General features: G+C 40.1%; 18 protein-coding genes and 2 pseudogenes. 9 read left to right on the top strand and 11 right to left on the bottom strand.

The genetic code is table 11. The features are described from left to right. Nucleotides 1–9 precede the first annotated feature (9 nt). On the top strand, nt 10–870 hold the full coding sequence (locus RMB13_RS18525) for a transporter substrate-binding domain-containing protein (protein ID WP_003651209.1): 861 nt from the start codon (nt 10–12) through the stop codon (nt 868–870). A gap of 82 nt (nt 871–952) precedes the next feature. Then, nucleotides 953–1,819, top strand: coding sequence for a cysteine ABC transporter substrate-binding protein (locus RMB13_RS18520; RefSeq protein ID WP_086398872.1), 867 nt, complete (start codon nt 953–955; stop codon nt 1,817–1,819). A 37-nt stretch (nt 1,820–1,856) separates the two neighbouring features. On the opposite strand, the pseudogene RMB13_RS18515 reads toward RMB13_RS18520, so the two are convergent. Next, a pseudogene (locus tag RMB13_RS18515) lies at nt 1,857–1,975 on the bottom strand (hypothetical protein). Nucleotides 1,976–2,051: 76 nt separating this feature from the next. Then, the gene (locus tag RMB13_RS18510) at nt 2,052–2,987 is read right to left on the bottom strand and encodes a LysR family transcriptional regulator (protein ID WP_311086011.1); all 936 of its coding nucleotides are present in this window, start codon (nt 2,985–2,987) and stop codon (nt 2,052–2,054) included. A gap of 90 nt (nt 2,988–3,077) precedes the next feature. Here RMB13_RS18510 and RMB13_RS18505 point away from each other — a divergent pair, with 90 nt between their 5' ends. The 3 genes and pseudogenes from RMB13_RS18505 (at nt 3,078) to RMB13_RS18495 (ending at nt 4,594) form a co-directional block, all read left to right on the top strand. Further along, nucleotides 3,078–3,719 carry an alanyl-tRNA editing protein gene (locus RMB13_RS18505; RefSeq protein ID WP_311086009.1) on the top strand — a complete coding sequence of 214 codons (642 nt, stop codon included), beginning with the start codon at nt 3,078–3,080 and terminating at the stop codon, nt 3,717–3,719. Next, entirely contained in the window at nt 3,720–4,358 is a 639-nt protein-coding gene (locus RMB13_RS18500) for a LysE family translocator (protein WP_281832306.1), read from the top strand. A gap of 115 nt (nt 4,359–4,473) precedes the next feature. Next, a pseudogene (locus RMB13_RS18495) lies at nt 4,474–4,594 on the top strand (hypothetical protein). 386 nt (nt 4,595–4,980) lie between these two features. Here RMB13_RS18495 and RMB13_RS18490 read toward each other — a convergent pair. From RMB13_RS18490 to RMB13_RS18475, 4 genes are all read right to left on the bottom strand, one after another. After that, a complete protein-coding gene (locus RMB13_RS18490; RefSeq protein ID WP_311086008.1) occupies nt 4,981–6,942 on the bottom strand; it encodes a family 2A encapsulin nanocompartment cargo protein cysteine desulfurase in 1,962 nt (653 codons plus the stop codon). Then, nucleotides 6,917–7,849: a family 2A encapsulin nanocompartment shell protein gene (locus RMB13_RS18485; RefSeq protein ID WP_004642462.1), complete on the bottom strand. Its 933-nt coding sequence runs from the start codon at nt 7,847–7,849 to the stop codon at nt 6,917–6,919. Before RMB13_RS18485 ends, RMB13_RS18490 begins: the two co-directional genes overlap by 26 nt. A gap of 247 nt (nt 7,850–8,096) precedes the next feature. Then, nucleotides 8,097–9,038, bottom strand: a complete 942-nt coding sequence (gene epsC / locus RMB13_RS18480) for a serine O-acetyltransferase EpsC (RefSeq protein ID WP_080026793.1) — start codon at nt 9,036–9,038, stop codon at nt 8,097–8,099. Nucleotides 9,039–9,056: 18 nt separating this feature from the next. Continuing rightward, the gene (locus RMB13_RS18475; protein ID WP_198078722.1) at nt 9,057–9,566 is read right to left on the bottom strand and encodes a rhodanese-like domain-containing protein; all 510 of its coding nucleotides are present in this window, start codon (nt 9,564–9,566) and stop codon (nt 9,057–9,059) included. Nucleotides 9,567–9,905: 339 nt separating this feature from the next. Here RMB13_RS18475 and RMB13_RS18470 point away from each other — a divergent pair, with 339 nt between their 5' ends. Next, complete coding sequence (locus tag RMB13_RS18470; RefSeq protein ID WP_004642465.1) at nt 9,906–10,724, top strand: AraC family transcriptional regulator; 819 nt, start codon at nt 9,906–9,908, stop codon at nt 10,722–10,724. A gap of 47 nt (nt 10,725–10,771) precedes the next feature. On the opposite strand, the gene RMB13_RS18465 is transcribed toward RMB13_RS18470, so the two are convergent. Then, nucleotides 10,772–11,374, bottom strand: a complete 603-nt coding sequence (locus tag RMB13_RS18465; protein ID WP_311086007.1) for a LysE family translocator — start codon at nt 11,372–11,374, stop codon at nt 10,772–10,774. 155 nt (nt 11,375–11,529) lie between these two features. On the opposite strand from RMB13_RS18465, the gene RMB13_RS18460 reads away from it, so the two are divergent. Then, complete coding sequence (locus RMB13_RS18460) at nt 11,530–11,937, top strand: DUF2000 domain-containing protein (RefSeq protein ID WP_311086006.1); 408 nt, start codon at nt 11,530–11,532, stop codon at nt 11,935–11,937. 77 nt (nt 11,938–12,014) lie between these two features. Here RMB13_RS18460 and yghU read toward each other — a convergent pair whose 3' ends face one another. From yghU to RMB13_RS18445, 3 genes are all read right to left on the bottom strand, one after another. Then, nucleotides 12,015–12,863: a glutathione-dependent disulfide-bond oxidoreductase gene (yghU, locus tag RMB13_RS18455; RefSeq protein ID WP_311086005.1), complete on the bottom strand. Its 849-nt coding sequence runs from the start codon at nt 12,861–12,863 to the stop codon at nt 12,015–12,017. Nucleotides 12,864–12,896: 33 nt separating this feature from the next. Then, nucleotides 12,897–13,523, bottom strand: coding sequence for a glutathione transferase (yfcF, locus tag RMB13_RS18450; protein ID WP_311086004.1), 627 nt, complete (start codon nt 13,521–13,523; stop codon nt 12,897–12,899). A gap of 118 nt (nt 13,524–13,641) precedes the next feature. Then, nucleotides 13,642–14,547: a LysR substrate-binding domain-containing protein gene (locus RMB13_RS18445; protein ID WP_311086003.1), complete on the bottom strand. Its 906-nt coding sequence runs from the start codon at nt 14,545–14,547 to the stop codon at nt 13,642–13,644. Nucleotides 14,548–14,657: 110 nt separating this feature from the next. Between RMB13_RS18445 and RMB13_RS18440 the strand changes: the two genes are divergently transcribed. After that, nucleotides 14,658–15,089, top strand: coding sequence for a CidA/LrgA family protein (locus RMB13_RS18440; RefSeq protein ID WP_311086002.1), 432 nt, complete (start codon nt 14,658–14,660; stop codon nt 15,087–15,089). 11 nt (nt 15,090–15,100) lie between these two features. Further along, nucleotides 15,101–15,790 (top strand): LrgB family protein, encoded by a 690-nt coding sequence (locus tag RMB13_RS18435; RefSeq protein WP_311086001.1) that lies wholly within the window; start codon nt 15,101–15,103, stop codon nt 15,788–15,790. A 7-nt stretch (nt 15,791–15,797) separates the two neighbouring features. On the opposite strand, the gene RMB13_RS18430 is transcribed toward RMB13_RS18435, so the two are convergent. Beyond that, on the bottom strand, nt 15,798–17,291 hold the full coding sequence (locus RMB13_RS18430) for a PLP-dependent aminotransferase family protein (RefSeq protein ID WP_311086000.1): 1,494 nt from the start codon (nt 17,289–17,291) through the stop codon (nt 15,798–15,800). Nucleotides 17,292–17,335: the final 44 nt, after the last annotated feature.

Genomic DNA, 17,335 nt, shown 5'->3' with positions numbered 1-17,335 from the left:
AGGAAGTGAATGTTTAAACGTAATTCAATAAAAATATTAAGCAGTATTGCTGTTGCTGGGGTGTTATTAACGGCATGTAGTAAAACGCCATCAACTGAGCAAGCAAGTAATACTCAAGAAGACCAGTCTTTAGAGCAAGTCAAAAAAAATGGGGTGTTGCGAGTTGCCGTTTTTGCTGATGATCCGCCGTTTGGTTATGTAGATAGTGCTGGCAATAATCAGGGCTTTGATGTTGCTTTAGCAAAACGAGTCACTAAAGATTTGCTTGGCGATGAAAAAAAAGTTGAGTTTATTGTGACGGAAGCTTCAAATCGGGTGGAGTTTTTAAAATCAAACCGTGCCGATGTTGTGTTTGCGACATTTACAGTAACGCCTGAACGTAAGGAGGTTGTAGATTTTGCCGAGCCTTATTTAAAAGGTGCTTTTGGTATTGTCTCTCCTAAAGCCAAACCAATTACTGACATTGCTCAATTAGAAGGTAAAACGTTAATTGTAAATAAAGGCACCAGTTCAGATACCTATTTTACTAAGCACTATCCGAAAGTGAATTTACTGAAGTTTGAAAGAAACTCCGATGCGTTCAAAGCCTTGACCGACGGTCGTGGTGACGCAATTTCACAAGATAGTACTTATGCTTTGGCGTGGGCCGCGAAGAACCCAAGTTATGTGGCGGGTATCCAGTCTATTGGTGATCAAGAGTTTATTGCACCAGCAGTTAAAAAGGGCAATACCCAATTATTGAATTGGCTCAATACTGAAATTAAGCAGCTAAGAACAAGCGGTGAAATTAAGAAAATTTATGATGAAACCTTAAAACCAATTTATGGTGAATCGGTTAATCCTAATGTGTTTTTAGATGTAGGCCAGTAATTTTCGATATCGCTGGAACAGTGTCTAAAAGTAGGCACTGTGATTTTAAATAAGACTTTTACAAGAACGATAGGGTGAAATAATGACAACACTAACTTTACAAAATATAAAGCATGTCCTCGCTGCATCTTTGCTGAGTTTAGGTTTGGTTGCATGTGATAAAGGCACGCAATCTAATGAAAAAACAGCTGACAGCACTCAAACTGTGTCGAGTATTGAGCAGATTAAAAAGAATGGAGTCGTGCGTATTGGTGTATTTAGCGATAAACCGCCGTTTGGATATTTAGATGCTCAAGGTAAAAATCAGGGCTTCGATGTTGAGATTGCCAAGCATGTTGCTAAAGACTTATTGGGTGATGAAAACAAGGTAGAGTTTGTTTTAACTGAAGCTGCAAATCGTGTCGAATATTTAAAAGCCAATAAAGTGGATATTATTTTTGCAAACTTTACGGTTACACCAGAACGTAAAGAAGTAGTCGATTTTGCTAAACCTTATTTAAAAGTTGCTTTGGGTGTGGTGTCTCCTAAAACTCATCCAATTACAGATATTGCTCAACTCAAAGATAAAACTTTGTTGGTGAACAAGGGCACGACGGCTGATTCATTCTTCACCAAGACTCATCCTGAAATTAAACTGCAAAAGTATGAGCAAAACACTGAAACCTTTGATGCTTTAAAAGACGGTCGTGGTGCTGCTTTAGCACATGACAACTTGCTGGTTTTAGCTTGGGCTAAAGAAAATCCAAATTACACAGTAGGCATCACAAGTTTAGGTGAGCAGGACTTAATCGCACCGGCAGTGAAAAAGGGTGATAAAGAGCTATTGGACTGGTTGAATCAAGATTTAGAAAAATTGGCAAAAGAAGGTGTAATTCATCAAGCTTATGAAAAAACTTTAAAACCAGTGTATGGCGATACGATTAATCCAAAAGATTTATTGGTTGAATAATTCTAATAAAGAGGACTCTAGATAGTATTTGCTTGAGCTAGAAGTCATCTACAGCCTGCCCATAATTTATAAAGATAATGTGTTTGCAATATTTTTATAGATGGAAACAGTGGACAGGTTCTGTAGGTGAAGAAGTTTTTTGGTTACTTTTTTCAAAAAAAGTAAAAGAATTAGCTGTCTGTTTTAGAGATAGAAAGGCAGGATTCTATCGTGTTAATTCCTTGATTCTATATCATTTGAACTTAAATAAAGTCGGCTCTGCTGCCAATTTATCTGCCAAATATTGAATAAATACACTTAATTTAGGCGGTACGTGGCGTGTTGGCGGATAGAGTAACCACAGCCCACCGCTGTAATAGGTCTTAAAATCCCAGTCGGGTAAAACTTGAACCAAAGTCTGTTGTTGTAAAGCATGGCGCGCAACAAAGTAGGGTAAGCTGGCTACTCCTAAATGCTGTAGGGCTGCGCTTAAACGAACACCTGTATGATTTGCAGCATAGCGGCCACGCACACCAACGTTAATGGACTTATTCCCTTGTTGAAATTTCCATTTTGAATCACTGATTTGTTCACCCAAATAGATACATTCATGCTGTTTTAAGTCATGAGGATGGGTTGGTATGCCATGTTTTTCTAAATATTCAGGAGTAGCACAAATCAAGTGATCGATATCAATGAGTTTTCGTCCCATTAAGCCGCCAGAGGGTTGCTCGGTAATTCGAAGCGCTAAATCAACTTCATCATCAATTAAGTCAACGTAACGGTCTTCTAAAAGCATTTGAATATCAATTTTTGGATAACGTTCTAAAAACTCTGGTAAATGTGGGTGAATCATAAAATGTCCAACGGCTTTTGGAACACTCAGACGAATGATTCCTTGCGGTTCGACATGAAATTGGCCCGAACTTTCCATGACCGCTTGTGCAGCATTCACCATATCTAAACAACGTTGATAGACCTGTTGCCCACTTTCACTTAAACGAAGTTTCCTTGTAGTCCGATAGAGTAAGCGGGTGCCTAAAGCACGTTCTAAACGGGCAATCGCACGACTAACAGCGGAAGGCGTAGTACCAAGTTGCCTTGCAGTTTCAGAAAAACTCCCTGACTCGACCACTTTAACAAAAGTCGCCATTTCATTTAAAAGAACTAAACTTTGATTTGTGCTCATGAGGCAAAAGTTATTTGGATTTTGATTGGATTATCGCGTCTAAAAAATCGCAATACAATCTTTTTCATCGTAAGGTATGTAGGAAAGAGTATGACACAAGCATTGTATTTAACAGGTGTTCTTGCCGCTGAGGTTGAAGTTCTAGCGTGTAATTCTTGTGAAGATGGGCGTTTTGCCGTGCATTTATCGGCAACCCCATTTCATCCTCAAGGTGGCGGTCAACCGAGTGATACGGGCAAAATCGCAGAAGTTGATGTAGTGCATGTAGCGATTGAACAAGGGGAAATCATTCATTACTGCACACAACCTGTTGAGTTGGGAGTGGCTTTTGCACAAGTGGATGAAGCAGTACGTCGTTATCATAGCCGCTTACATTCAGCAGGACATTTGCTTGGACATGTAATGCATCTATTTGGCTGGCAAGCTGTAAAAGCACAACACTGGCCACATGATGCGCGAGTTCAGTTCATTGCTTTGGACACAGCTCAGCAGTTAGATGCTCACATGCTTGAACAGCATTGTTTACAATATATTCAGGCTAATTTACCAGCCAATCTTCAGCAACGTGCAGATGGTTTTCGTGAAATCGGGTTTGGTGAGTTTTCTGCATTTCCATGCGGTGGGACTCATGTTGCAGCGTTGGGGGATATTGGTTTTATAGAAATTCAGTCCTATCAGATTAAGAAAGGAAAGCTCAGTGTTAGCTATAGCGTTGCCAAGGAGGCTGAATAAATGTGGCAGTTGTATGGGCATGAGTTTTTAACACTGGCACTCATTCACTTTTTGGCAGTGATTTTACCGGGACCAGATTTTGTGGTTACGGTAAGACAAAGTGTACGTTATGGCTACTTAATTGGATGTCTGACTGCGATTGGTATTGGTGTTGGAATTTCGGTCCATGTGTTTTATACGCTTGTTGGCATTGGTTTTTTGATTCAACAAAGCGAATGGCTCATGTCACTCATCAGAACAGCGGGAGCAGCTTATTTGCTTTATTTAGGATGGCAGTGTTTGCGTAGTCAGCCGAATACTAATATTGAGATTAATGACCAAGCAGACAGTGATACTCCGAGTTTATTTAAAGCCTTTACGATGGGTTTTCTCACCAATGCATTGAATCCAAAAGCTACCATCTTTTTTCTGGCAATTTTTACAACGATTGTGAGTGTAACAACTCCCATGAAAGTTCAGATCTTTTATGGCGTATGGATGTGTATGGTTAATGCGATCTGGTTTATGGTGGTGAGTGTAATGTTTGCTCATCCAATAGTACGTAAACGATTTTTGGAGTTTGGTGTTTATTTTGAGAGGGTGATGGGGCTGTTGTTAATTGGGATTGCATTGAGATTGATTTGGGGATTGTTTGTTTAATTGCCGAGAGTATTTAGTGGGGTTGCAGAAGTACGATTTTAGATTGCTTATATTGTTCAAGGCGGAGTCTTATCGTTTATATACCAATAGAAAGTAGCTAATTCTGTTACTTTTTTTGGAAAAAGTAACCAAAAAACTTTGTCATTTACAGAACCTGTTAACTGTTTTCATCTATCAGGAAATGTTACGAAAACATTATTTTTATAAATTATGGGCAGGCTGTAGATGACTCTTAGCACGAGCCGAAGGTTAATCTAGGAATCGAAATTAAAATAACAAGACTCCGCCGTGATAACCGCTTTGCGTTGTCCGAACTATTGATGACTCTTAATTCGAGCTAAAATCATCTGCAACCTGCGTGGTATTAAACAGTTTATGTTTCTGCGATATATCGATTAGATATAAGAAGAGGACAGGTTTTGCAGATGAAAATGCTTTTGCTTACTTTGGGCGAAACCAAAGTAAGTCTAGCCGAAGGCTAATTCAGAAATTGAATTTAAAATAATAAGACTCCTCTGTGATAGCTACTTTGACTTGTTCGTATATATGAAGTTGAGCTAAAGTAGTTTTAAGAAATAATCCATAAAAAAGACCGCCCAAAAGCAGTCTTTTTTAAATAAATTTAATTGCTACGCCTATTACGCGTCAGTTGATGTAATACCGAAACCAATAAATCAATTTCTTCCGTTGTATTATAAAAAGCCAAAGATGGACGCACGGTTTGTTCCACACCAAAACGACGTAAAATTGGCTGTGCACAATGGTGACCAGAACGTACGGCAATACCATGTTGGTTTAAAGCCTTACCGACCTGTTCGGTTGAATAGCCTTGTAAGGTAAACGACATGACACTGGCTTTGTGATGCGCAGTTCCAATCAAACGTAAACCAGACACACTGCTAAGCGCATTTTGACCATATTCAAGCAAATCATGTTCATAGCGTGCAATGTTATGAATACCTAGACTTTCGACATATTCAAGAGCCGCACCTAAACCGACTGCATCGGCAATGTTTCCAGTTCCAGCTTCAAACTTGTTTGGTGCAGGTTGGTAAACCACCTGTTCGAAGGTAACGTCCTGAATCATGTTACCGCCACCTTCCCAAACCGGCATGGTGTCTAGCAGTTCTGGTTTTGCATAGACGGCGCCAATGCCTGTTGGTCCAAACACTTTATGTCCAGAGAACACAAAAAAGTCGGCATCGAGGGCTTGAACATTGGTTGGTATATGCGAAACAGATTGAGCGCCGTCAACCAATACACGTACCCCTTTGGCATGGGCAATTTTAATGACTTCAGCAACCGGGGTAACTGTTCCCAAAGCATTAGAAACTTGAGTAATAGACAGCAGTTTAGTGCGTTCATTAATCAGTTTTGGCAACTCTTCTAAAATAATTTGCCCCGTGTCATCAACAGGAATGACTCGTAATTTTGCTCCAGTTTTTTTAGTGAGTTGATACCAAGGCACAATATTGGCATGGTGTTCTAAGTGAGAAACAATAATTTCATCACCTTCACCAATATTTTGCTCGCCCCATGTTTTTGCAATTAGGTTAATGCCTTCAGTGGTTCCTCGAACAAAGATAATTTCTTTGGAAGAAGGCGCACCGATAAAACGGGCAACTACATTTCGCGCATGTTCATAGGCGTCGGTCGCACGAGCTGCTAGCTCATGGGCAGCACGGTGAATATTTGAGTTTTCATGCTGGTAAAAATAAGCAATCCGATCAATCACGCGCTGCGGTTTTTGTGTAGTGGCAGCATTATCCAACCAGATTAGAGGTCGACCGTTGACGCGTTCCTGTAAAATTGGGAAATCGCGACGTATGGCATGCACATCGAGTGGTTGAGCACTACTTGCTACAAAGGTAGGTTGAGATGGTTGATAGTGACTATAACTTTGCCCGCTTTGTGGTAAGTCTAAGAAATAAAATCCAGAGCTTGGTGAGGTTTTTGTTGGTGTGTCAGCTGCAAAACGATCTTCAATGAGTAAAGACTTTAGCTGGTCTCCATGCGGCAACTGAAAAGACTGCGCAACCGAATAATTATCTTCAACACCTTTAACAGATGGCTCTGCTGCATTTGGAGCAGAAAAATCATTTAAAAAATAATAAGGTGATTCACCTGCACCCGTTGGTAAGTTTGGTTCAATGCGTGGCACATTGGGTTCACTATGAGCAGCTTGTGGCAAATGTGGCTCAAATGGTGGGCGTGGCAAATTAGCTCCACCAACCACAGGTGCAGACGCTACAATTCGACGTTCAGGGTAGTCTGGCAAATTTGGAATATGCTCAGGATATTCTGGATTGAGACTTTTCTGAAACGCGATATTGGGCGCACGACCACTCAGTGCAGAAAATGGTTCACCCGGTTGCGGTGGGTGCGGTGGCGCTCCGACAGGTAAGTCCAAGTTAAGGCCCGATGGAGAAGCAGAACTGCTTGAACTTGGCAATGCTGAAAAAAACTCATTAGCAAGACGAGCAATGGTGGACTCATCAGGGAAGTTGGCTGGTGGGTTAACACCAGTCACTTCCGATCCTGTTGGACTACCTTGCAGATTACTTGTAGTTAACTGGGTAGTCATGATATTTGTCCACCTCTACATCATCTAATACTGCCAAAGCATCATCAGTCAATACTGCAAGTGAGCAATATAATGAGATGAGATACGACGCAATCGCGTTACGGTTGATTCCCATAAAGCGTACTGAAAGCCCCGGTGACTGTTCACCAGCAAGCCCCGGTTGGAACAAACCAACAATCCCTTGACGCTTTTCACCAACACGAAGCAGCAAGATTTTAGTTTTGCCATCTTCTACAGGAATTTTATTAGATGGAATGAGTGGAATACCGCGCCATGTAATGAATTGCGAACCAAATAAGCTAACCGTTGGAGGTGGTACACCACGGCGTGTACATTCACGGCCAAATGCTGCAATTGCATCTGGATGTGCTAGGAAAAATCCTGGTTCTTTCCAGACTTTACGTAATAAATCATCTAAATCATCTGGAGTTGGTGGGCCATTTAAAGTTGGTATACGTTGGTCATCTGTCACACTCGCCAATAAGCCATATTCAGGGTTATTGATGAGCTCACTTTCTTGACGTTCTTTAATGGTTTCAATGGTTAAACGCAGCTGTTCCTTAATTTGATCGTGGGGGCTGCTGTAAAGGTCAGCAACACGTGTATGTACATCTAAAACAGTCGATACACCATTCAAAAAGTATTCGCGTGGCTCTGGGTCATAATCAACAAAAGTTTGGGGTAAAGTTGCTTCATCACGTTGTGTGCAAGCCACTTGAATATCATCGGTATTATTTACACGGTTTAGGCGATAAATACCTGCTTCAACAGGAAGCCATTGAAGTAAGTGAGTCAGCCATCGGGGAGTAATCGTAGAAAGTTGAGGAGCTGTCTTGGTTGCATTGGCCAGTTGGCGAGCCGCATGGTCCCCAAGCGCAAGTTGGGCTTTATCAGTATTTTTCGCCATGAATCATTTTTCCTTATTACAGTGGCTTGGTAAAATCAAAAAATTAAAAACTCTAGTATTGCTATAAACTAGAATTAGTTCTGGTTTTAAAAAAATAAAAAGGTTTTATAAACTTTTAATAGATGGCTTATTAATTTAAAATCTATCTTTAAAATAAAAATATATTTAAATGAGAAATAAGCATTAATTTAATTCAGCTCTTACTATTTATTTGTCTCCTTATCTATTTATTTCACATCTATAGTTTTTAACCGGGAATATGATTTTTTTGATAAGACTCATTTGGTGACTGTAAAATCTGGCTACCTGCGGCAATACTATGTGTCAGCCAGACATTTCCCCCAATAATGGACCCTCGACCAATCGTAATACGGCCTAAAATAGTGGCACCTGCATAGATCACAACGTCATCTTCAACAATTGGATGGCGTGTATAATCTTTTTTCAAAGCACCATCATCATTGGTTTCAAAGCGTTTTGCTCCAAGCGTTACTGCCTGATAAATACGGACACGTTCCCCAATGACACTGGTTTCACCAATCACTACGCCAGTACCATGATCTATAAAAAATCCTTTACCAATTTGTGCACCCGGATGAATATCAATTCCCGTTGCAGAGTGGGCTAACTCAGAAATAATGCGAGACAGTAGAGGTACTTGGGCATATAACTGATGCGCAATTCGGTGATGAATAATCGCAAATATGCCCGGATAGCAGAGTAGTACCTCATCCACACTATGTGCTGCCGGATCGCCTTCGTAGGCCGCACGCACATCGCCATCTAAAAGACGACGTATAGAAGGCAAGGTATTAGCAAAATCCTGCACAATGTTTTGAGCAAGCTCTTGTGGCTGTTGGGCTGTGCTTGAATGACCCAAATGACGCTTTGCCTCATAATTTAAAGCCAGTTGTACTTGAGCATGTAAGGCTGTGAGTACCCGATTTAAAGTATAGGCAATATAAGAATCTTCAGTTTCCTGACGTAAGTCGGCAGGGCCTAAACGCATTGGAAATAAAATCCCGCAGAGATCATCTAAAATAGCTTTCAAAGCTTCTTTAGATGGAAGTTCACGGCCCCCAAATTCTTTGATTCTGTGCTGTTGCTGACGCCAGTCATGCCTTGCTTGTTGTAAACCCTGTACAACAGCATTAATGTTCCATTGAGTCACAAGCTTTCCTTGATTCACTGAAAATGTGTTGAAGTTTTAGTCTTGTTGCCAAGGGAGTTGATGAATACGCCAGCCGTTTTTTTGATTACGCTGCTGTTTGTCATCTAAGTCACCTTCGAAGCCTTCAAGAACGTTATAAATGTGCTCAAAACCCGCATTAAATGCGGCTTCGGCTGCTAATGCTGAGCGGTTTCCGCTACGACATAACAAAAGAATGGTTTTATCTTTACCCGTCTTGGTTTCGAGTTCTTTTAAAAAACGTGGGTTGCGATTGAAAGAGGTGCCTGTTGCCCATGCAACATGAATACTTTCAGGAACATATCCTACAAATTTGCGCTCTTCGTTAGTGCGTACATCAACTAAAACGGCCTGTCCTTGTTGTACGAGATGCCATGCATCAGTGGGTGATAAACTTCCACTAAAATTAAGTTCATGGTCTTGAGCATATTGTTGTGCTTTAGAAAGAATCTCTTCATTTGACAAGGATGTATTTGAACCCGATGAAATAAAACCAGAACGGTTTTCTGTATTTAATTTGGCATTCATTAAAAATATCCTTTATCTTCTATCTAGATTGTTATTATTGAATTTACGCTGATTTAAATATAAGCAGAAATAATGAATATCTATTTATATATATTTTTTTATAAATAGAGCATGTGGGGATTTTTTAGAAATATTATTAATTAATCTTATTAACTATTATTAAAATTAGATAAGTATAAAAATTAAATAAGTTGATTGTTTAATGTCACCTCATATTTAACAATCAGAGGATTCACTGCTAAAGCGAATAACTGGTTGCTTTGTAAAATAAATGCTTAGCGTCTAAGCTATAACTTGTATACTCAATGGTGTTTAGAAATATAAGAGTTTGGTGACGATGTGATTGAACTGCCCAATGCAAATGATTGGATTGTTAGAAATTCTGATCCAAATAGTCTGGAACGAATCGAAGCATTTTTTAATAATCATGCTTATGAGTCGCATCGCCATGATACATTTGCAATCGGTCGGACATTAACTGGAGTTCAAAGTTTTCATTATCGGGGAGAGATGAAACATAGCTTGCCAGGAATGACCATGGTTTTACATCCTGATGAAAAACATGATGGAGAGTCCGGTACGCGAGACGGCTTCAGATATAGGATGGTGTACGTAGAGCCTGCAACCCTACAGGAAATTATGAAGGGTAAGCCTTTACCATTTTTTGAGAATGGATTAAGCCAAGATATCCGATTATTTAAGGCAACAGATGTTTTATTGCAAGGGATAGACCAGCATATCGACCCTTTAGAAAAGCAAGATGCTTTATATGATTTAGCCACTACACTTTACGAAATTTCAGATAAAAAACAGCGAACTTCTCATTCTTATGACTATGTCGCAGCGGAACGTGCCAGAGAGTTTATACATGCATCTTTATTTGAGAATATTTCTTTAGATGATATTGAAAAAAATATTGGGCGTGACCGTTGGAGTCTTTCACGCGACTTTCGACTGCTATTTGGTACAAGTCCACATCGATATATGACCATGCGTAGGTTAGAGGTTGTGAAGTCTTGTCTAATGTATGGAGAGTCATTGACTCAAGCTTCCTTAATTGCAGGATTCTTTGATCAGAGCCACATGACTCGTCATTTTCTAAAAGCATTTGGATTGACTCCAGCCAGATGGCGGATGATCAACAAGTTATCTTCCTAAACCGATTATTTAAAAGTCAGCCTGTTTAGACTGACATAGACTTTGTCTTAAATGAGATTCATGCCTTCCAAGAAATCGTAAAGCATAAATATGCCAGAAATGATCAGCATCATTGCCATGGTTTTATTTAAGCGATTAAACCAAATTTTATTTTTAATTTTTTTGCCTAACACTGCACCAGCCCACGAATAAAGACAGGGTGCACCTGCTGCACCCATCGAAATGAGCAACGATACTAAGAAGATTTGAATGCCAGTAATGTGCGCTGTCGGGTACATAATCGTTGTAACAGGCAAAATAACCAAAATCCCTTTTGGATTTAATGTTTGTATCCAAAAGCCATTCCAGAAAGAAAGTGTCTGAATTTCAGTGGCTTCATCATTAATATCGATATCCGCCTTTAACATCTGAAACGCAAGATAAAATGTATAACATGCGCCGAGCAAGGCAATATAGTGCAGGGCATTTTGTGGAATGATAGCCGCACCTGCATATCCAAAAATCATGAATAACATCAGCATCGCACAGCCGACACCCATAAAAAAATAAATGGTTTTTTTGAACTGTCCTGTAAGTCCCGCATTCAAACCCATAAAATTTACTGGGCCAGGGCTATACATCACACTTAAGGTATAAAGAAAGATTTCCATAACGCATCTACTGAATCAAAAACAACCCAGCATACTGACTCGTAAATTTAGGGTCTTGTACGTTTGTGATTGCGCTTGCACAAACGTACAAGACGAGAAAAATCGGGATTAGGCATGATGACTGACTTGAGATAAATGATTCAGGATAGAGCTTTATGTTCGACACAAAAATTGCGTTGATTGTCCGTAATGATCTTGCGACTTGGCAAAGGCTAAATGTGGTGGCTTTTTTGGCAACGGGAGTAGCCTCGGCTGTACCTGAAATGTTGGGTAAACCTTATATCGATGCAAATGGTTATGAATATGGCAATATGCTAGGGCAGCCAATGTTGGTATTTGAGGGTGATTTATCAGGACTACAAAAAGCGCATCTTAAAGGAATTGAGCAAGATTTAACGATTATTCCATATGTACATGCCATGTTTTCTACAGGCAATGATGAGGATAATCGAGCGGCTTTTTTGGCCGAAGATGCAAATCAATTAAATTTGGTCGGGGTAGCGTTAAGAGGACCTAAAAAAGCTGTTGATAAGGCAATTAAAGGACTTTCGTTACATCAATAGATTAAATAATTTTTAATATTGAAGATTAATAAAACCCACTATTTGAGCAAAAGTGGGTTTTATTTAAAAAATGACGATTAAATTTTATCTTGCGTTTTAGTCTCAAAATCACTTGCATCATGACGTTCATGTAACTGTGTTTCTAAATCGCCAAAAGTTCGGTTGACCATTCGTCCACGTTGAACAGCAGGGCGCGCCAAAATCGCATCTGCCCAGCGTTTTACGTGTTTATATTCATCAACACCTAAAAACTCCGCGCCGTTATAGACCCAGTTTTTAACAAGACCACCATACCAAGGGAATGCGGCAATGTCGGCGATGGTATATTCAGAACCAGCCAAATATTCATGCTTTGCTAAATGCTGATCTAACACATCAAGTAATCGTTTTGTTTCCATGGCAAAGCGATTGATCGCATATTCAATTTTGACAGGTGCATAGGCATAAAAATGTCCAAAACCACCACCTAAATAAGGCGCGCTGCCCATTTGCCAAAATAACCAATTGAGACATTCAGTACGCGCAGCAATATCGGTCGGAATGAAAGCTTTAAACTTTTCAGCTAAGTAAAGCAAAATTGAACCAGACTCGAAAACCCTCAATGGTGGATTTTGGCTATGGTCAACCAATGCTGGAATTTTAGAGTTAGGGTTAACTTCTACAAAGCCACTGCCAAATTGCTGGCCTTCACCAATTTTAATGAGCCAAGCATCATATTCAGCATCTTGATGACCTAATGCTAAAAGCTCTTCAAGCAAAATAGTGACTTTTTGACCATTAGGGGTTGCTAAAGAATAGAGTTGGAGCGGGTGTTTTCCGACAGGGAGTGTGTGTTCGTATCGAGCGCCTGAAGTAGGCTGGTTTAAATCGGTTTTTTCTCCAGTCCATTGCCAAACTTGTGGAGGAATATAGTTTGAATCACTCATTTTTTTATCTCATGTTTGGTTGAAATATAGGATTTAGTTATGTCGCAAGGCAAGCCATTTTTGAACGCTCGGGCGTTGCCATTGTTGCAGTGCATAATTTTTTAGTCGTTCTGGTACAGCATCACCATTTTGGATGAGGCGTTGTAACATCAGTGCGAGTTCAGCATCCACAATGCTCCATGAATCAAACAGAAATTCGGTATCAGGCGCTAGAAGTTTTTCTGCAACAAAGAAAAGTTTCTCAGCCGCTTTTTGGCCTTCTTCTGAAAGTGGGGTAGATGTGGGGTCAATAAAAATAACATCAGTTGGACGTTCAGTTCTTAAAGCAACCAAGTCTGATCTGAGCCATGCCTGAATTTGTCGAGCTCTTGCACGTGCCTGAATATCTGTTGGATAAATTGGTGTATTTGGATAGAGCTCTTCTAGATATTCCAAAATGGCAGATGATTCTGATAGAGCAAAATCATTGTGTTCAAGTACAGGAACTTTTGCTGTTAATGACTTTTCGAGATAAGATTTTTCAAACTGGCCTTGTTGTGCCAGATTAATCGTATCTATTTCAAATGGAATTTCTTTTTCATGTAGCCCGACAAAAACTGTAAAAGCGTAAGGGCTTAAAAATTGTGAATCTGTGTACAGCTTAAAATGTTCATTATTCATTGTTATTGTCCATGTCATAAAACGGATGGCATCTAGTCTAAGTGAGCTGTTCCAAGATTGGGTAGCTTTTTTGTGGAAAAGCTTTATCGATTTCTGAATTAAGCAATTTCATTGTTCATTACGGTTTAATGTGCTGAAAATGCTGACGAACAATGCTCAGCCACGCTTGTACCGCTGGTGAGACAGGAAGATTCTTTTTCCAAGCCATGACTAAGTGCCATTGAATATTTGGTTTTTCAAGCGGTACTGCTGCAAATAAAGTAGGGTCCAGCATGTCGGTATAGTATTGAGGGAGCAGCGCAATCCCCATACGTTGTAAAACCATATCTGCCAAGAGGTGCCATTGACTGGTACGACAAGCGATAGTTGGATAGAACCCACGCTGTTTACAGGCATCGAGAATAATACTATTTAGAGAGAAGTTTTCTGGAAACATTAAGAACGATTGGTGTTGTAGTTCTTCTAGATTTATTTTTTTGCGAGTTGCCCAAGTGGCATCACGACGTAAAAGTACCATTAAAGGGTAGTTACATAGCTCAATGCTATTAAAAGTTTGTTTATCAAAGGGCTGCAATAAAACGCCAACGTCTAGTTCGTTGTTGAGTAAAGCTTGTTCAATACCGCGCGAACCAACCTCCATAAAAGCCAATTCAATATCTGGCCACTGTTGGTGATAATCAAACAGTGCAGTCGTTAGGAGCTGCGAACCTAAAGGCGGTACGCCAAGTTTTAAAGTACCTGTTTTTAATTGTTGAAAGTTTTCAATTTCAAGAAAGATGTTTTGTTCTGCCTGAAGAAGTTCAATCGCATGTTGATAAATACGCTCTCCAATTGCAGTTAATTCAATTTGTCTTTTCCGTCCGTGATCAGGTTTAACCAAAAGCTGTACCTGAAGCTGCTCTTCGAGCTGTTGTAAGATTTTACTAATCGTCGGTTGAGTCAGATACAACTCTTCAGCGGTACGGGTAAAGCTTTTTGTTTTTACCAAGGTAACGAAACACTGTAATGATTTTAAAGAGAGCATAACGAAGAGTAAATTATTCCATTTTGGAATAATATTAACATGAATAATTCATATTTAGCGGTTTTAATCAAGATAGCATAATGGTGTAGTTAACCATTTAATTTCGCAAAATGAGTACTGAATCTGCTTCTGCAACACCCACACAACCTTCATTTTTAGTTTTAGGTAAACAAATTCTAATTTTGGCTGGATTTTGGTGGGTGGGATATCTCTTACATCAAAAACTTGGCGTACCTGTGTCAGCAGGCATTTTAGGTATGTTTTTATTGCTTTTATGCCTGTTCTTTAAAATTATCAAAATGGATCAGGTAGCAATGGGGGCAACCGTTGTTTTAGGTGAGCTATTACTGTTTTTTGTGCCTGTGGTGGTTGCCGTAGTTCAATATAAAACCTTGTTTATGACTGAAGGTTGGCAAATTGTCTTGAGCATTGCAGTTGGGACTATTTCAGTCATGCTCAGTACGTGTTTGACCATTCATTATTACAATCGTTTGAAGGCTTATTTACAGGCTCGAAAACGTCTTCAACATAAGCATATCTAAGAGAAAATGACATGAATATCTGGTCAATTCTTTGCCTCATCTGGACTTTGGTAGCTTATGTCGTGGCAAAGAAAATCTATCAAAAGCATCCAAAACTTTGGTTGTCACCCGCGATTAGTGTGCCTGTACTCACCATCATTTTGATGACGATTTTTGGAATTTCATATCAAACTTATGTCGAAGATACGCAGTGGATTGTTAATTTATTAGGTCCAGCTACGGTCGCTTTTGCTGTACCGATTTATCGTTATCGGGAAACGATTCGTAAAAACTTAGGTGTTTTATCTATCGCGATTATTGTGGGAATGAGTGTGGGCGTGATGTCTGCCTATGAAATGGCACAGTGGTTCCATTTTAGTCCTGAAGTCACCAATAGTTTGATGGCACGTTCGATTTCAACACCATTTGCCATGATTTTAGCTGAAGATATTCATGGTTCGGCGGCTTTGGTTTCATTATTCACCGTCATTACCGGTTTGGTTGGAATGATTTGTGGCGATGCAATTTTAGCGATTACTAAAATTCGTTCTAATGTGGCAAATGGAGCCGCCTTTGGGAACGCAGCCCATGGTTTTGGTACAGTCCGAGCTCAGCAGCGCAATAGTGAAGAGGGCGTGATTGCAAGTTTAACCATGGTAATTGCAGGTATTTTAATGGTACTGATTGGCCCGTTTGCCATTCATCTATGGTTGCTGTTGTAGGTTTTGTCTACGTTGGCTTGTCATGTTGTTGAATGATTTTTGATAGTTTTTTTATGGCTTGTTCCATAAGTTCGAGTTCAAAGTCGCCCAAGCCAACAATTAAACCCGAACGTTGCTGTTCTTTTGAAAATGTCGGTGAAATTGCTTTAATGGCAATGCCTGCATTGACTGCTGTGCTTGCGACTTCAACGTCATTAATATGTTGAGCAAGCCATAACACCATATGCATGCCTTGATCGCCCGGTTGTAACCAAGCCAGCTCTTGAGGTATGTATTTTTCAATCAAACCAATAATGTGCTCTCGAACTTCTGAGTAAACATTTCGAATACGTCGAATATGCCGCTCTAAATAGCCTTCTTGAATAAAAGCAGCCAAAACATGTTGGTCGGCTGTAGGTGGATGTCTATCTATTAATACCCTCAGTCCACAAAAAGGTGCCACTAGTTCCTTAGGTAACACTGCATAGCCAAGTCTAAGTGACGGAAATAATACTTTGCTGAAAGTACCGAGATAAATCACTTGATCGGGTGCCATGCCTTGCAAAGATGGAAAGGGCTGACCGTTATAGCGGAGTTCACTGTCATAGTCATCTTCAATGATCCATGCATTTTGCTGTTTTGCCCAAGCTAATAAGGCAGTGCGTCTTGCTAGACTCATCGGCATGCCAAGTGGATATTGGTGAGACGGGGTTACAAAAGCTGCACGGGCATTTGGAGAAAGTTTAATTCCAGCTTCAACCTGAATACCTTCTTCATCAACCGGAACACGGACCATACCAATGTTTTGTACAGCATGCTCAAAAATGGCTGTAGTACCACGATATGCCGGATCTTCGATCCAGACCTCATCTTTGGCTTCAAATAAAATCTGGCTGCAAATATAAAGCGCTTGTTGAATGCCGGGCGTAATCACGATTTGTTCAGGTTCGCAGTGTACAGAGCGCGAACGACGCACGTAGTCTGCTATTGCAATTCTTAGTGATAATACACCTTGTGGTTCACCATACCCAGAAGGTGCACCTGCGCCTCGCGATCTAAATTTATTGCCAAACTTACGCCAAATATCACTGGGTTGAGTGCGGCCAACCGGTACAGATACAGCAAATGGAACATGGGGAAGTGGTTTAAATTCCTTCAGCACTTGGGCATAAGAAAGAGCAGATTTGGTCAAAGGTATTGAGCTTGGTTTAATCGATTCTTTTTGAAAATGTTGCTGCGCAGGTGTTTTAACCAAAGCATGAGATACATAAGTTCCAGTTCTTGCTTGAGAATCAAAAACACCTTCAGCTAAAAGCTGATCATAAGCTTCAATAATGGTTCCGCGAGCTACATCAAGGGTTTGAGCCAGTTCACGGGAAGATGGCAAAGGGTCGCCCGGCTGCAAATCGCCACTTTGTACAGCTTCTCGTAAAGCTTGGGTCAGTTGAGCACTAATCTTTCCTTGGCTTTTATCAATCTTTGCAATAGACGGAAGTTCAACAACTTTTGCCATTCTTGCCATAATTCTGGTCTACTTAAAAAAATACAAAGTGGTTCTTTTTAATA

The sequence above is a fragment of the Acinetobacter sp. V102_4 genome (assembly GCF_031799005.1).
GTDB classification, from domain to species: Bacteria; Pseudomonadota; Gammaproteobacteria; order Pseudomonadales; family Moraxellaceae; genus Acinetobacter; species Acinetobacter calcoaceticus.
This window is presented reverse-complemented; position numbering and strand designations above follow the sequence as displayed.

Bases quoted from the DNA above. Each gene is read 5' to 3' on its own strand.
- RMB13_RS18525 (WP_003651209.1), top strand. From the start codon at position 10: ATGTTTAAACGTAATTCAATAAAAATATTAAGCAGTATTGCTGTTGCT.
- RMB13_RS18520 (WP_086398872.1), top strand. From the start codon at position 953: ATGACAACACTAACTTTACAAAATATAAAGCATGTCCTCGCTGCATCT.
- RMB13_RS18510 (WP_311086011.1), bottom strand. From the start codon at position 2,987: ATGAGCACAAATCAAAGTTTAGTTCTTTTAAATGAAATGGCGACTTTT.
- RMB13_RS18505 (WP_311086009.1), top strand. From the start codon at position 3,078: ATGACACAAGCATTGTATTTAACAGGTGTTCTTGCCGCTGAGGTTGAA.
- RMB13_RS18500 (WP_281832306.1), top strand. From the start codon at position 3,720: ATGTGGCAGTTGTATGGGCATGAGTTTTTAACACTGGCACTCATTCAC.
- RMB13_RS18490 (WP_311086008.1), bottom strand. From the start codon at position 6,942: ATGACTACCCAGTTAACTACAAGTAATCTGCAAGGTAGTCCAACAGGA.
- RMB13_RS18485 (WP_004642462.1), bottom strand. From the start codon at position 7,849: ATGGCGAAAAATACTGATAAAGCCCAACTTGCGCTTGGGGACCATGCG.
- RMB13_RS18475 (WP_198078722.1), bottom strand. From the start codon at position 9,566: ATGAATGCCAAATTAAATACAGAAAACCGTTCTGGTTTTATTTCATCG.
- RMB13_RS18465 (WP_311086007.1), bottom strand. From the start codon at position 11,374: ATGGAAATCTTTCTTTATACCTTAAGTGTGATGTATAGCCCTGGCCCA.
- RMB13_RS18460 (WP_311086006.1), top strand. From the start codon at position 11,530: ATGTTCGACACAAAAATTGCGTTGATTGTCCGTAATGATCTTGCGACT.
- yghU (WP_311086005.1), bottom strand. From the start codon at position 12,863: ATGAGTGATTCAAACTATATTCCTCCACAAGTTTGGCAATGGACTGGA.
- yfcF (WP_311086004.1), bottom strand. From the start codon at position 13,523: ATGAATAATGAACATTTTAAGCTGTACACAGATTCACAATTTTTAAGC.
- RMB13_RS18445 (WP_311086003.1), bottom strand. From the start codon at position 14,547: ATGCTCTCTTTAAAATCATTACAGTGTTTCGTTACCTTGGTAAAAACA.
- RMB13_RS18440 (WP_311086002.1), top strand. From the start codon at position 14,658: ATGAGTACTGAATCTGCTTCTGCAACACCCACACAACCTTCATTTTTA.
- RMB13_RS18435 (WP_311086001.1), top strand. From the start codon at position 15,101: ATGAATATCTGGTCAATTCTTTGCCTCATCTGGACTTTGGTAGCTTAT.
- RMB13_RS18430 (WP_311086000.1), bottom strand. From the start codon at position 17,291: ATGGCAAGAATGGCAAAAGTTGTTGAACTTCCGTCTATTGCAAAGATT.